Below are 13,235 nucleotides of genomic sequence, written 5' to 3'. Positions count from 1 at the left end.
CATGAGCGAGAACGTGCAGGTCGCCGTCCACCCCGACGCCGACGCCCTGGCCGCCGCCACCGCGGCGCGGCTGATCACCGCGCTGGTCGACATCCAGGCCGGCGGTGCCGTCCCCCGGGTCGTGCTCACCGGTGGCGGGGTCGGGATCCAGCTGCTGCGTGACGTGGCCGCCTCCCCGGCCCGCGACGTCGTCGACTGGGGGTCGGTGGACCTGTTCTGGGGCGACGAGCGCTTCGTCCCGGCCGACGACGCCGAGCGCAACGAGAGGCAGGCCCGCGAGGCTCTGCTCGACCGGCTGCCGCTCGACCCGGCGCGGGTGCACCCGATGCCGGCCGCCCCCGCCGACGGCGGCACCCGGGAGGAGGCCGAGGAGGCCGCCCGGGACTACGCCCGGGTGCTGCGCGACCTGGCCGGGCCGGACGGCGACGGCATCCCCGCCTTCGACGTGACGCTGGTCGGCATGGGCGAGGAGGGGCACACGCTCTCGGTCTTCCCGGACTCCCCCGCCGTGCACGAGCAGGCGCCGTCCGTCGTCGCGGTGTTCGACTGCCCGAAGCCGCCGCCCACCCGCATCTCGCTCACGCTGGCCGCCGCCCGGCGCTCGCGTGAGGTGTGGGTCGTCGCCGCCGGGGCCGGCAAGGCACCGGCCGTCGCGGGTGCCCTGACCGGTGTCCCGGAGACCGAGCTGCCGGTCGGCGGGGCGCGGGGGACCGAACGGACCCGCTGGCTGCTCGACACCGCGTCCGCCGCCGAGCTACCCGGGTCGCTGCACCCGCGGCCCTCCTGAGCCCACGACCGGGACTGTGAGATCGCGCCCGTCCGGCGGGTGCCGGGCGCGGCGCTCCGGTTAGGGTCCGCCGCATGCGCATCGGCACCCCGCTCGGCCCGGCCCCCACCCGCGTGCTGCTCCTCGGCTCGGGTGAGCTGGGCAAGGAGGTCGCGATCGCCTTCCAGCGCCTCGGCGTCGAGGTGGTCGCGGTCGACCGCTACCCGCACGCACCCGCGCACCAGGTGGCGCACCGCTGGCACGCGATCGACATGACCGACCCCGTCACGCTCGCCACGCTCATCGAGCAGGAGTCCCCGGACCTGATCATCCCGGAGATCGAGGCGATCGCGACCACCGCGCTGGCGGCGATCGAGGCCGCGGGCACGACCGTCGTGCCGACCGCCCGCGCCGCGCAGCTGACGATGGACCGTGAGGGCATCCGGCGGCTCGCCGCGGAGGAGCTGGGGCTGCCCACGTCGCCCTACGCCTTCGCCGACACCCTCGACGAGGTCCGCGCGGCCGTCGACCGGGTCGGGCTGCCGTGTGTGCTCAAGCCGGTCATGTCGTCGTCGGGCAAGGGACAGTCGGTCCTGAAGTCGGCCGACGACGCCGAGGCCGCGTGGGAGTACGCCCGCACCTCGGGCCGGGTGTCCGCGCCGCGCGTGATCGTCGAGGGCTTCGTCGAGTTCGACTACGAGATCACCCAGCTCACCGTGCGGCACGCCGGCGGGACCGCCTTCTGCGACCCGATCGGCCACCGCCAGGAGAACGGCGACTACGTCGAGTCCTGGCAGCCGCAGCCGATGTCGGACGCGGCGCTCGCCGCGTCCCGCGACGTCGCCGGCCGGATCACCGAGGCCCTCGGCGGGCGCGGGATCTTCGGCGTGGAGCTGTTCGTCCGCGGCGACGAGGTGCTGTTCTCCGAGGTCAGCCCCCGCCCGCACGACACCGGGCTGGTCACGCTCGCCACCCAGCGGCTGAACGAGTTCGAGCTGCACGCCCGCGCCGTCCTCGGCCTTCCGGTCGACACCGCGTTGCGCGCCCCCGGCGCGTCCGCGGTGGTGTACGGCGGTGACGACCTCGACGCGCCCGACTACGAGGGCGTCGCGGAGGCGCTCGCCGTCGAGGGCGCCGACCTGCGGCTGTTCGGCAAGCCGTCGGCGAGCGAGCGCAGGCGGATGGGGGTCGCGGTGGCGTACGCCGACGACGTCGACACCGCGCGGGAGCGGGCCCGCCAGGCCGCCGGGCACGTCCGGCCGGTCGCCCGGAGCTGAGTCCCGCCTGCGGTGGGCCGGTCCGCCACGCCGCCCACGGCGGGCCGGACGCGACCTACCGCGGGTAACCTCGACGTCGGAGGTGGAGCGATGGCGGGTCGCACCGGACTGGTGGTGGCGGGCGCCGGAGCCCGCGGCGCGTACGAGGCGGGGGCGCTCACGGAGCTGCTCCCCCGGCTGACCCGTACCTGGTCGGCGCCGTCGGTGCTGGTCGGGACGAGTGCCGGCGCCCTGAACGTGGCCGCGCTCGCGGGCCTGACCGGCACCGATCCCGAGGAGGCCGCTGCCGAGCTGGTGACCCGCTGGGAGTCGGTGCGGACCAGTGAGGTCGTCGCGCTCCCGTCGTCGGCGTTCGAGGCGGGCGCGGCCTACCTGGGCGACCTCGCCGGTGTCCCGTCCGCCCTGCGACGGCTGCTGGGGCTGCCCGATCGCGTGACCCGGCTGCTCGACGCCGAGCGCCTGCGCCCGGTCGTCGAGCGGGTCGTCGACTGGGACCGGCTGCATCACGCGATCGCCCGCGGCCCGGTCGACGCGGTCGGGGTGGCGTGCACGTCGGCGGGCACCGGTGGGACGGTCGTGTTCGTCGAGCGCGGACCCGATGTCGGGCTCCCGCCCTACGACCCGGGCCGCGACATCCGCTACGTCGACGCCGTGCTGACCCCGGACCACCTGCTGGCCTCGGCCGCGGTGCCGGTGCTGTTCGCACCCCGCCGGATCGAGGGCCCCGACCCCGGCTGGTACCTGGACGGCGGTGTCCGCCTGAACACCCCGCTCAAGCCGGCGCTGCGGCTCGGCGCGGACCGGATCGGCGTCGTCGCGACGACGCCGGCCGTGCCGGTGCCGGAGGCGGCCGACCCGCCCGCGGACGTCCCCGACGTCTACGCGGTCGCCGCGCTCGCGCTGCGGATCGTGCTCGGCGCGGGCGTCACCGAGGACCTCCGGACGCTGCGGGCGGTGAACGAGCTCGTCGAGCGCGGTGTGGACGGGCGGCACCGCCGGATCGGGAGCTGGTTCACCGGGCCGCCACCGGACCGCGGGACCGAGCTCGCCGACCTCGCCGCCGAGGTCCGCCGGACCGAGTACGGCGGCCTCTGCGCGCTGCGCAACCCGTCGCTGTTCGTGCTGGAACGACTGGTCGGCGGCGGGGTGCCGGACGTCGACCCGACGCACGGGGCGGAGCTGCTGAGCTTCCTGTTCTTCGATCCGGCGTTCGCGTCCGCGGCGGCGGCGCTGGGGGCGGCGCACGCGACGTCGGCGGCTGCTCCCGACGGGCCGGAGCCGGCCCGGCGCGCCCGCGCGTGACCCGGGACCGCCACCGCCACCGCACCGGGCGGGGTCGGACGGCGTCGCTGCCGCGTTCGCCCGTCCGGACCCGGGCGACCGCCTCGACCGGCTGCACCCAGATCTTGCCGTCGCCGATCGTGCCGGACCGGGCCGCGGCGGCGATACCGTCGACGACCTTGTCGACGAGCTCGACATGTTGAGCACGCATCGGGACCGACCGGACCCGGCGCACCGGACCGGACATCGGTGTCGCAGCACTCCGAAAACGGACCATCGGCGTGATCCGGGCGGTTCCCGCCGTGGCCGATGAGTCCGCACGACACCCCCGGTCGGTACTGCGGACAGCGGCCCACACCGGACCGCCCGGGGAAGGGACACCGCCATGACCACCAGGTCCACCACCGCCACGACCGGCTCGGCCCGCCCGCTCGCCGGGACGATCGCCCTCTGGGTGCTGCAGGTCGTGCTCGCCGGCGTCTTCGTGATGGCGGCACTACCGAAGATCAGTTTCGATCCGGTCGCCGTCGCCGGGTTCGACCTGCTGGGGCTGGGCGTGCCCGGCATGGTCGTCGTCGGCTGGCTGGAGCTCGCCGGGGCGGTTGCGTTGCTGGTCCCGCGGCTGTGCGGGCTCGCGGCGACCTGCCAGGTCGCCCTCATGGTCGGCGCGACCGTCGTCACCGCGATCCTGATGCCGGGGATGATCGCCTTCCCGGCGGTGGTGCTGGTGCTGGTCTGTGTCGTCGCCTGGTTCCGCCGGCACGACACCGCGGCGCTGCTGCAAATGGTGCGCCGCTGAACGCCCCGCCGCCCCGGAGACGACCTCCGGGGCGGCGGGCCGTCGCGGGGTCAGACGGTCTCGTCGGTGAGCCGGCCGTGGTTGTGGTCGTCGTAGGCGGCGAGATCGAGGAAGCCGTGCCCGGAGTAGTTGAACAGGACGACCTTCTCCTGACCGGTCTCCTTCGCGGCCAGCGCCTCGTCGATCGCCGCGGCGATCGCGTGCCCGGTCTCCGGTGCGGGGATCCTCCCCTCGGTCCGGGCGAACTGCTTGGCCGCCTCGAACACCTTGCCCTGCGGGTAGGCGGCCGCCTCCATGCGCTCGTCCCGCACCAGGGCCGACACCAGCGGCGAGTCGCCGTGGTACCGCAGGCCGCCCGCATGGATCGACGGCGGCACGAAGTCGTGCCCCAGGGTGTACATCGGCATGAGCGGGGTGAGCCCCGCGGTGTCGCCGAAGTCGTAGTCGTAGCGGCCCTGGGTCAGCGTCGGGCAGGACAGCGGCTCGACGGCGAGCAGCCGCACACCCGCGTCGGGGACGAACGGGAAGGCGATGCCGCCCAGGTTCGAGCCACCCCCGCAGGACCCCACGACGACGTCGGGCAGCCGCTCCCCGGCCAGCTCGAGCTGTTCCTTCGCCTCCAGCCCGATCATGGTCTGGTGCAGCACGACGTGGTTCAGCACGGAGCCGAGCGCGTAGTGGGTGTCGTCGCGGCCGACGCAGTCGCGGACCGCGTCGGAGATCGCCGAGCCGAGCGATCCGGGCTGGTCCGGCTCGTCGACCGGGGACGCGACGACCTCGCCGCCCCAGGTCTCGATCGCGATCCGCCGGTAGGGCTTCTGCCCGTACGAGGCCCGCACCATGTAGACCTTCAGGTCCAGGCCGAACTGCGCGGACGCGAACGCCAGCGCGGTGCCCCACTGCCCGGCGCCGGTCTCGGTGGTGAGCCGGGTGGTGCCGTCCTGGGCGTTGTAGAACGCCTGCGCCACCGCCGTGTTGGTCTTGTGGCTGCCGGACGGTGAGACCGACTCGTCCTTGTAGTAGATCCGGGCCGGTGTCCCGAGCTCCCGTTCGAGCCGGGCGGCCCGCACCAGCGGGGTCGGGCGCCACAGCCGGAGGATGTCGAGAACCTCACCGGGGACGTCGATCCACGGTGCGGCGCTCACCTCCTGCTCGATCAGCGCCGCGGGGAAGAGCGGCGCCAGGTCGTCGGGGCCGACCGGCTCCCGCGTCCCCGGGTGCAGCGGCGGCTGCAGCGGGGCCGGCAGGTGCGGCACGACGTTGAACCAGGCCTCGGGGATCCGTTCCGGTGGCAGCGTCCAGCGGGTCATGACCTCGGAACCTATCCCGGAGGTGCCGTGGGTCACGAGAGGGGCGCGTCTCCGGGATCGTCGATCCGCACCGCGACCTGCTCGTTGTCGTGGGTCCAGCAGACGTAGGAGTAGCGGACGCCGTGCTTCTCGGCGTACTCCCACCAGGCGCGGGCCTCGTCGCGCTCCCAGCCCGGGAAGTTGAGGAACTCGTCGAACAGCACGATGCTGCCCACACGCAGCCGCGGGCCGACGGCGGCCAGCACGGTCACCGCCGACGAGTACAGGTCCGAGTCGACGTGCAGGAAGTCCACCGGGCCGGGGTGCTCGGCCAGGAACCCGTCGAGGGTGTCGTCGAACAGACCGGGGACCAGCTCGGCGCCCGGGATCTCGGGCAGCGCTCCGACGTCGTCGAACGCGCCGGCGGGGAACCCCGCCCGCCACGTCTCGGGCAGGCCGGTGAAGGTGTCGAAACCGTGGACACGGCCGTCGGCGCGGTGCGCGGCGATCATGCGGAGGGTCCTTCCGCGGTAGACGCCGAACTCGCACGCCATGCCACCGGAGGGTGCCAGCGAGAGCGCGTGCGCCAGCGTCGCGTCCGGGTCCGGCAGCGCGACCGCCCCGGCCAGGTGGTCGCGGGCGAACCGGGCACTGCTCGCGACGGCCTCCCGCTCGCCGGCGGCGAAGACGTCGCGCCGGTCCCGGATCTCGGTGGCCCGCAGCTCGGAGAGCACGCGGTCGGCCTCGGCGCGGACGCGCCCGTCCAGCTCCTCGCGCAACGCGGCCAGCTCGGCCCGCAGCGTCGCCGTCTGGGCGGCGGTGTGCCGGGCCAGCGCGGCGTCGACCAGCCGGCCGGCGCGGCGGCGGGCACCGTGCAGCAGTGTGCGGGGGCCGCGGATCTACAGCTCCCGGGACGCCCGGAGCCGGCCGAGGGCCTCCTCCAGGATGGCCTCGCCGTCGGCGTCGCTGCGCCGCTCCTTCACGTAGGCCAGGTGCGTCTTGTACGGCTCGGTGCGCGGCGCGGCCGGCGGGTTCTCGGAGTCACGCCCGCCGGGCAGGCCACAGCGCGGACAGTCCCACGTCTCCGGGACCTCGGCCTCGGCGGCGAACCAGGTGTTGTTGACGTGTCCGTTCACGCAGTAGAACGGGATCCGTTCGCGTGCCGCGGTCTCGCCGCGCTCGGACTCGCCCATCGGACCGGCCCCGACCCGGGTGCCGCGGATCGCGTTGCCACCAGCCATCGTGTCGTCCCTCTCGCTCGCACTGGCGCGATTACGGTGTCAGGCGTTGCCGGCCAGCAGGAGGCCGTTGCCGACCACCGCGATGAACCAGATCAGCCCGACGAAGATCGTGTAACGAGCGACGTTCCGGTCGGCGGCCGCGGAGCCGGACAGGCTCGACTGGACGCCACCGCCGAAGAGGCTGGTCAGACCACCGCCCTTGCTGCGCTGCAGCAGGACCAGCGCGATCAGCATCACGCTGGTCACGATGAGGATGATCTGCAGGGTCAGGATCACGTGCACTTCCCAATCTGCGGTCGCTCGTGGAGTGGCCCAGGATACTCCGACACCCCGGGACCGTGTCCGGCCGGGTCGCCCACCTCCCCCACATGCGGCTCGGGGAGCTCCGGCCTGGGCCGGAGCTCCCCGAGTCGTGGACACGTGGCGGGACCGCCGGGCTACGGCAGGGGGCCGCCCGCGGCGATCGCCGAGAGCTTCGCGAACTCCTCGGCGTCCAGGCTCGCCCCGCCGACCAGCGCGCCGTCGACGTCGGTCTGGGCGACGATCTCCCCCACGTTCGACGACTTCACCGAGCCGCCGTAGAGGATCCGGGCGCCAGCGGCGACGTCGTCGCCGTAGAGCTCCTGCAGGGTCTCGCGCAGCGCGGCACAGACCTCCTGGGCGTCCGGGGGACCCGCGACCTTCCCGGTGCCGATCGCCCAGACCGGCTCGTAGGCGAGCACGATCCCGGCCGCCTGCTCGGCGGACACCTTCTTCAGGGCGCCGCGCAGCTGGTCGGTGCAGTGCTGCACGTGCGTGCCGGCCTCGCGGACCTCCAGGCCCTCGCCGACGCACAGGATCGGGGTGATCCCGTGCTTGAGCGCGGCGAGCACCTTGGAGTTCACGACCGCGTCGTCCTCGGCGTGGATCTCCCGGCGCTCCGAGTGCCCGACGACGACGTATCGGCAGCCCAGCTTCGCGAGCATCACCCCGGACACGTCACCGGTGTAGGCACCCGAGTCGTGCGGGGACAGGTCCTGCGCCCCGTGCACGACCCTCAGCTTGTCACCGTCGATCAGCGTCTGGACGCTGCGGATGTCGGTGAACGGCGGCAGGACCGCGACCTCGACCTTGTCGAAGTACCGGTCGGGCAGTGCGAAGGCGAGCTTCTGCACGACCGCGATGGCCTCGAGGTGGTTGAGGTTCATCTTCCAGTTGCCCGCGATGAGCGGGGTACGGGATGCCATCAGGCCTCACCCTCCAGGACCGCGACGCCCGGCAGGGTCGCGCCCTCGAGGAACTCGAGCGAGGCGCCACCGCCGGTGGAGATGTGCGAGAAGCCGTCCTCGGCGATGCCCAGCGCCCGCACCGCGGCCGCCGAGTCACCCCCGCCGACGACGGAGAACGCGGCCCCGTCGGCGATCGCCTGCGCGACCCCGCGGGTGCCGTCGGCGAACGGCGCCATCTCGAACACGCCCATCGGGCCGTTCCAGAAGATCGTCCTCGCCTCGGCGATCCGCGCGGCGAACGCGCGCACCGAGTCCGGACCGATGTCCAGGCCCAGCCAGCCGTCCTCGATCGCGTCCACCGGCACCGTCTTCGTGTTCGCGTCCGCGGAGAACGCGTCGGCGACCACGACGTCGGTCGGCAGGACGATCTTGCCGGACTCCAGCAGGGTCCGGCAGGTGCCGACCTGGTCGGACTCCAGCAGCGAGGAGCCGACGCCGTGCCCCTGGGCGGCGAGGAAGGTGAAGCACATCCCGCCGCCGACGAGCAGCGTGTCGACGGTCGGCAGCAGCGCCTCGATCACGGCCAGCTTGTCCGAGACCTTCGACCCGCCGAGCACGACGGCGTAGGGCCGCTGCGGGTCCCCGGTCAGGGTCCGCAGCACCTCGACCTCGGAGAGGACGAGCCCGCCGGCGTAGGGGTCGAGCCGCTGCGCGACGTCGTAGACCGACGCCTGCTTGCGGTGCACCACCCCGAAGCCGTCGGACACGAACGCCGCGTCGTCGCCCACGAGCGAGACCAGCTCGTCGGCGAACGCGCCGCGCTCGGCGTCGTCCTTGCTGGTCTCGCGGGCGTCGAACCGGATGTTCTCCAGCATGACGACGTCGCCCGCCGCCATGCTCGGGAGCGGCCTGCCGTGCTCCACCAGCCGGACCGGGGCGCCGAGCAGCTCACCGAGCCGCCCGGCTGCCGGGGCCAGCGAGAACCGGGCCTCCGGGCCGTTCTTCGGACGGCCCAGGTGCGCGGTGACGACGACCTGCGCGCCCGCACCGGACAGCGCCTGGATGGTCGGCACCGAGGCGCGGATGCGGCCGTCGTCGGTGATGTTCCGGTCGTCGTCGAGGGGAACGTTGAGATCGGAACGGACCAGGACGGTCCGGCCCTGAACGCCCTCGGCGACGAGGTCGTCGACGTTCTTCACAGCTTCGACGCCACCAGCCCGGCGATGTCGACCAGACGGTTCGAGTAGCCCCACTCGTTGTCGTACCAGCCGACGATCTTGACCTGGTTGCCGATGACCTTGGTCAGGCCCGCGTCGAGGATGCAGGAGTGCGGGTCGGTCACGATGTCCGAGGACACGATCGGGTCCTCGGTGTACTTGAGGACGCCCTTCAGCGGGCCCTCGGCGGCGGCCTTCATCGCGGCGTTGACGGCCTCGACGGTGGTCTCGCCCTTGACCTCGACGGTCAGATCGGTGGCCGAGCCGGTGGGGATCGGCACCCGCAGCGCGTAGCCGTCGAGCTTGCCCTTGAGGTGCGGCATGACCAGCGAGATCGCCTTGGCGGCACCGGTCGAGGTGGGGACGATGTTCAGCGCGGCGGCCCGGGCGCGGCGCAGGTCCTTGTGCGGGCCGTCCTGCAGGTTCTGGTCGGCGGTGTAGGCGTGGATCGTGGTCATCAGACCCTTCTCGATCCCGACCAGGTCGTCGAGCACCTTGGTCATCGGCGCCAGGCAGTTCGTGGTGCAGGACGCGTTCGAGACGATGTTCTGCGAACCGTCGTAGTCACCGTCGTTGACGCCCTTGACGATGGTGATGTCCTCGTCGGACGCGGGGGCCGAGATGACGACCTTCTTCGCGCCGGCGTCGAGGTGCTTCGACGCGGCGTCGCGCTTGGTGAACAGCCCGGTGGACTCGACCACGACGTCGACGCCGAGGTCCTTCCAGGGCAGCTCGGCGGGGTCGCGGACGGCGAGGCCCTTGAAGCCCTTGCCGTCGACCACGATCTCGTCGCCCGAGGTGGTGACCTCGTAGGGCAGGCGGCCGAGGATCGAGTCGTACTTCAGCAGGTGCGCGAGCGTCGCGTTGTCGGTGATGTCGTTCACCGCGACGATCTCGATGTCCGTCGTCCCGGCGGCGCGCTGGGCGTCCACCGCCCGCCAGAAGTTCCGGCCGATGCGGCCGAAGCCGTTGACTCCTACGCGGACCGTCACAGTGCCTCCATGGGCTCGTCGTGCGTGTCGTCTTCGCCCCGGCACGCCGGGTCCCGGCGGCGGGGGTGGCAGGTCGATCGCCGCACTCCGCCCCGTCGGGCGGAGGCCACGTGCCGTGCTCGGCCGCCACCCTATCGGCGCATCGGCGCGCGCGGATCCCGCGTACCCCGTGACCTGCGCCGCGATCCGCTCCTCGCACCCGGCCGTGGCCCGTGCCGGACGCCCGGCACGGGCCACCGGCGACCGCTCAGGCGATGCGCAGGAACTTCCGCCAGGCGGGACGGGTGTCGGCGACGGCGGCCGCGGCGCGCTCGTCGTCGGAGAACCCGTCGACCGGCTCGTGCGGCTGCACCGCCCGGGCGCGGGACACGAACGCCGTCGCGGCGGACAGCGCGGCGGTGACGCCGGCGGCGCCGGGCCCGGCGGTGATCGTCGCCGGGGCGGGGACGCCGAAGCGCGCGGCGGCGGCCGGCCCGTCCGTCCGCTCGGCCAGTGCGACGGCGGCGGTGCCCTGCCCGTCGTCCGTGGCACCCTCGGCCTGCTCCGTGGCGGCCTCGGCCGGACCCGCCGGCTCCGGGCGCTTCGCGGCCGGGATGCCACCACTGGTGACGTCGACCAGCGCGACCTCCCAGGCGTAGGTCGAACGCTGGTGGGCGATCCGCTCCCGCACGTGGGACGGGTCGCCGACCGCCGCCTCGCCGACCAGCAGCACGACGACGCGCTCCGGCCGGTCGTCCTCCGCACGGGCGGCGAGCTCGTCCCCGACCGCGTCGAGCAGGCGGGCGGCGCCGATCCTCAGGTCGGGGCCGTCGACCGGACGGAGCTTCGTGGCGAGCGCGGTGCGCGCGCCGCCGGCGTCCACCGGGGTCGCGGGCGGGTGCGAGCCGTCGGCCAGCGAACGCGTCAGGTCGTCACCGGTGGACAGCACGACCTGCAGCGACCCCGGCTCCGCGGCCTGGGCGTCGAGCAGGTCGACGAGGCCGGCGCGGAGGGCGGGGAGCAGCGGTCGCAGCATGCTGGATCGATCGAGATGCACGGCGAGAAGGGTGGAGCCCGGGTTCGTCACGGCGGCATCGTGCCGGACCCGCCGCAGCGGCCCGGTGACGGGGTGTGATCACCGCGGAGGGCGGGCCGGAGGGGTCCGCCGACGCCGTGCGTCAGCGCCCCTCCTCCTCCAGCATCTCGGCCGTGACGGCCGACTCGGTGTCCGGGATGCCCAGCTCGGCCGCCTTCTTGTCGGCGGTCTGCAGCAGCCGCCGGATCCGGCCGGCGACCGCGTCCTTGGTCATCGGCGGGTCGGCGAGCTGGCCGAGCTCCTCCAGCGACGCCTGGGTGTGCTGGGCACGCAGCGTCCCGGCCGCACGCAGGTGCTCGGGCACCTCGTCGCCGAGGATGTCCAGGGCGCGCGAGACCCGGGCGGCCGCGGCGACCGCGGCCCGTGCGGACCGGCGGAGGTTGGCGTCGTCGAAGTTCGCCAGGCGGTTCGCGGTCGCCCGGACCTCGCGCCGCATCCGCCGCTCCTCCCAGGACAGCACGCTCTGGTGCGCGCCCATCCGGGTCAGGAGCGCACCGATCGCGTCGCCGTCGCGGACGACCACCCGGTCCGCCCCGCGGACCTCACGGGCCTTGGCCGCCACCCCGAGCCTGCGGGCCGCGCCGACCAGCGCGAGCGCGGCCTCCGGGCCGGGACAGGTGACCTCGAGCGCGGAGCTGCGGCCGGGCTCGGTCAGCGAGCCGTGTGCCAGGAACGCGCCCCGCCAGGCGGCCTCGGCGTCGGACAGGTCCCCGGACACGACGGGCGGCGGCAGCCCGCGGACCGGACGCCCCCGGTTGTCGAGCAGGCCGGTCTGCCGGGCCAGCCCCTCGCCGTCGCGGATCACCCGGATCACGTAGCGGGCGCTGCGGCGCAGCCCGCCCGCCGTGATCACGTGGGCGTCGGCGGTGTGGCCGTACAGCTCGTGGATCTCGCGGCGGAGCCTGCGGGCCACCGATCCGGTGTCCACCTCGGCCTCGATGACGACGCGGCCGCCCACGATGTGCAATCCGCCGGCGAAGCGCAACAGCGAGGCCACCTCGGCGCGCCGCGACGACTGCTTGGTGACGGTGAGCCGGCTCAGCTCGTCCTTCACCGTGGCGGTCATGGCCATTCGGGGCTCCTTCCGCGCTGCGGGCCGTGGTCGTCGTTCCCTGTCGTTCCGGCCTCGCGCCGGCCCACCGGGGCCAGGACGTCGAGCACCTCGAGCAGGGCGCCCGCGAGGGCGTCCGGATCGTGCCGTGGGGTCGCTGCGTCGGCGTCGGCGACGTCGGCCAGCCACACCCGACCGCCGGGGACCAGCAGGTCGGCCGCCGCCGCGTGCAGCCTGTCCGGCAGTGGTACCGACCCGCTGTCGGCCAGGACGGCGTGCGCCCGCAGGTCGGGCGCGTGACCGGACAGTACTTCAAGGTGCTGCTCCGGCGAGAAACCGGCGGTCTCCCCCGGCTCCGGTGTGAGGTTGAGCAGCACGACGCGGGCCGCGGAGGTCTCCAGCAGCGCGTCGCGCAGGCCGGGCACGAGCAGGTGCGGCAGCACGCTGGTGAACCACGAGCCGGGCCCCAGCAGGACGGCATCGGCCTCCAGGACGGCGCGTACGGCCTCGTCGCAGGCCGGCGGATCCTCCGGCCGGAGCCACACGCGCCGGACGCGGCCGGGGGTGGAGGCGACCGCGACCTGCCCGCGGATGCGGTGCGCACGGTCCCGGCCGTCCAGTGCGACCTCCGCCTCGATGTCCAGCGGCACCCGGGCCATCGGCAGCACCCGGCCGGCGCAGCCGAGCAGCCCGCCGAGGGTCTCCAGCGCCCGGACGGGATCGCCGTCGCGCTCCAGCAGGCCGGCGAGCAGCAGGTTCCCGACGGCGTGCCCGGCCAGCGCACCGTTGCCGCCGAAACGGTGCTGCACGAGACCGGACCAGAACCGGCCGTCGGCGTCGTCGGCGGCCAGCGCGGACAGCGCCATCCGCAGGTCGCCGGGCGGCAGCAGCCCGAGCTCGCGGCGCAGCCTGCCCGAGGACCCGCCGTCGTCGGCGACGGTGACGACGGCGGTGATCCCGGCGACGGCCGGGCAGCGGCGCAGGGCGGTCAGGGTGGCGTGCAGGCCGTGGCCGCCCCCCAGCGCCACCACCCGCATCC

Annotated in this window: 14 protein-coding genes and 1 pseudogene; 4 read left to right on the top strand and 11 right to left on the bottom strand. The window is 74.4% G+C overall.

Annotated elements, in window-relative coordinates; translation table 11 throughout:
- Position 1: 1 nt before the first annotated feature.
- The 3 genes from pgl (at position 2) to PP1_RS29130 (ending at position 3,345) form a co-directional block, all read left to right on the top strand.
- A complete protein-coding gene (pgl, locus tag PP1_RS29140; protein ID WP_010224758.1) occupies positions 2 to 787 on the top strand; it encodes a 6-phosphogluconolactonase in 786 nt (261 codons plus the stop codon).
- Positions 788 to 861: 74 nt separating this feature from the next.
- Positions 862 to 2,043, top strand: coding sequence for a formate-dependent phosphoribosylglycinamide formyltransferase (gene purT, locus PP1_RS29135; protein WP_010224756.1), 1,182 nt, complete (start codon positions 862 to 864; stop codon positions 2,041 to 2,043).
- A 90-nt stretch (positions 2,044 to 2,133) separates the two neighbouring features.
- Positions 2,134 to 3,345, top strand: coding sequence for a patatin-like phospholipase family protein (locus tag PP1_RS29130; protein ID WP_060575725.1), 1,212 nt, complete (start codon positions 2,134 to 2,136; stop codon positions 3,343 to 3,345).
- A 37-nt stretch (positions 3,346 to 3,382) separates the two neighbouring features.
- Here PP1_RS29130 and PP1_RS29125 read toward each other — a convergent pair.
- A pseudogene (locus PP1_RS29125) lies at positions 3,383 to 3,511 on the bottom strand (P-II family nitrogen regulator); the annotation flags it as partial.
- A gap of 198 nt (positions 3,512 to 3,709) precedes the next feature.
- Here PP1_RS29125 and PP1_RS29120 point away from each other — a divergent pair.
- Positions 3,710 to 4,123 (top strand): DoxX family protein, encoded by a 414-nt coding sequence (locus tag PP1_RS29120; RefSeq protein ID WP_010232076.1) that lies wholly within the window; start codon positions 3,710 to 3,712, stop codon positions 4,121 to 4,123.
- A 50-nt stretch (positions 4,124 to 4,173) separates the two neighbouring features.
- On the opposite strand, the gene PP1_RS29115 is transcribed toward PP1_RS29120, so the two are convergent.
- From PP1_RS29115 to PP1_RS29070, 10 genes are all read right to left on the bottom strand, one after another.
- Entirely contained in the window at positions 4,174 to 5,433 is a 1,260-nt protein-coding gene (locus PP1_RS29115; protein WP_010232078.1) for a TrpB-like pyridoxal phosphate-dependent enzyme, read from the bottom strand.
- Between the two features lie 32 nt (positions 5,434 to 5,465).
- A complete protein-coding gene (locus PP1_RS29110; RefSeq protein ID WP_010232079.1) occupies positions 5,466 to 6,191 on the bottom strand; it encodes a class I SAM-dependent methyltransferase in 726 nt (241 codons plus the stop codon).
- A 120-nt stretch (positions 6,192 to 6,311) separates the two neighbouring features.
- On the bottom strand, positions 6,312 to 6,653 hold the full coding sequence (locus PP1_RS29105; protein ID WP_010232080.1) for an RNA polymerase-binding protein RbpA: 342 nt from the start codon (positions 6,651 to 6,653) through the stop codon (positions 6,312 to 6,314).
- Positions 6,654 to 6,692: 39 nt separating this feature from the next.
- Entirely contained in the window at positions 6,693 to 6,929 is a 237-nt protein-coding gene (gene secG / locus PP1_RS29100) for a preprotein translocase subunit SecG (RefSeq protein ID WP_029239623.1), read from the bottom strand.
- Between the two features lie 161 nt (positions 6,930 to 7,090).
- Positions 7,091 to 7,879, bottom strand: coding sequence for a triose-phosphate isomerase (tpiA, locus tag PP1_RS29095; protein ID WP_010232086.1), 789 nt, complete (start codon positions 7,877 to 7,879; stop codon positions 7,091 to 7,093).
- A complete protein-coding gene (locus tag PP1_RS29090) occupies positions 7,879 to 9,060 on the bottom strand; it encodes a phosphoglycerate kinase (RefSeq protein ID WP_010232089.1) in 1,182 nt (393 codons plus the stop codon). The genes tpiA and PP1_RS29090 overlap by 1 nt, the downstream gene beginning before the upstream one ends.
- Positions 9,057 to 10,070 (bottom strand): type I glyceraldehyde-3-phosphate dehydrogenase, encoded by a 1,014-nt coding sequence (gene gap, locus PP1_RS29085; protein ID WP_010232091.1) that lies wholly within the window; start codon positions 10,068 to 10,070, stop codon positions 9,057 to 9,059. Before gap ends, PP1_RS29090 begins: the two co-directional genes overlap by 4 nt.
- Before the next feature lie 247 nt (positions 10,071 to 10,317).
- Positions 10,318 to 11,136 carry a hypothetical protein gene (locus PP1_RS29080; RefSeq protein WP_139323897.1) on the bottom strand — a complete coding sequence of 273 codons (819 nt, stop codon included), beginning with the start codon at positions 11,134 to 11,136 and terminating at the stop codon, positions 10,318 to 10,320.
- Between the two features lie 91 nt (positions 11,137 to 11,227).
- The gene (whiA, locus tag PP1_RS29075; RefSeq protein ID WP_010228348.1) at positions 11,228 to 12,217 is read right to left on the bottom strand and encodes a DNA-binding protein WhiA; all 990 of its coding nucleotides are present in this window, start codon (positions 12,215 to 12,217) and stop codon (positions 11,228 to 11,230) included.
- Positions 12,208 to 13,233 carry a gluconeogenesis factor YvcK family protein gene (locus PP1_RS29070; protein ID WP_082399377.1) on the bottom strand — a complete coding sequence of 342 codons (1,026 nt, stop codon included), beginning with the start codon at positions 13,231 to 13,233 and terminating at the stop codon, positions 12,208 to 12,210. The genes whiA and PP1_RS29070 overlap by 10 nt, the downstream gene beginning before the upstream one ends.
- Between the last annotated feature and the right edge of the window lie 2 nt (positions 13,234 to 13,235).

Origin of the sequence: Pseudonocardia sp. P1 (assembly GCF_000178675.2) — a bacterium.
Lineage (GTDB): Bacteria > Actinomycetota > Actinomycetes > Mycobacteriales > Pseudonocardiaceae > Pseudonocardia.
Note: the sequence above shows the minus strand (reverse complement) of the source record. Positions and strands in the feature narration are given on the sequence as shown.

Bases quoted from the DNA above. Each gene is read 5' to 3' on its own strand.
- pgl (WP_010224758.1), top strand. From the start codon at position 2: ATGAGCGAGAACGTGCAGGTCGCCGTCCACCCCGACGCCGACGCCCTG.
- purT (WP_010224756.1), top strand. From the start codon at position 862: ATGCGCATCGGCACCCCGCTCGGCCCGGCCCCCACCCGCGTGCTGCTC.
- PP1_RS29130 (WP_060575725.1), top strand. From the start codon at position 2,134: ATGGCGGGTCGCACCGGACTGGTGGTGGCGGGCGCCGGAGCCCGCGGC.
- PP1_RS29120 (WP_010232076.1), top strand. From the start codon at position 3,710: ATGACCACCAGGTCCACCACCGCCACGACCGGCTCGGCCCGCCCGCTC.
- PP1_RS29115 (WP_010232078.1), bottom strand. From the start codon at position 5,433: ATGACCCGCTGGACGCTGCCACCGGAACGGATCCCCGAGGCCTGGTTC.
- PP1_RS29105 (WP_010232080.1), bottom strand. From the start codon at position 6,653: ATGGCTGGTGGCAACGCGATCCGCGGCACCCGGGTCGGGGCCGGTCCG.
- tpiA (WP_010232086.1), bottom strand. From the start codon at position 7,879: ATGGCATCCCGTACCCCGCTCATCGCGGGCAACTGGAAGATGAACCTC.
- whiA (WP_010228348.1), bottom strand. From the start codon at position 12,217: ATGGCCATGACCGCCACGGTGAAGGACGAGCTGAGCCGGCTCACCGTC.
- PP1_RS29070 (WP_082399377.1), bottom strand. From the start codon at position 13,233: ATGCGGGTGGTGGCGCTGGGGGGCGGCCACGGCCTGCACGCCACCCTG.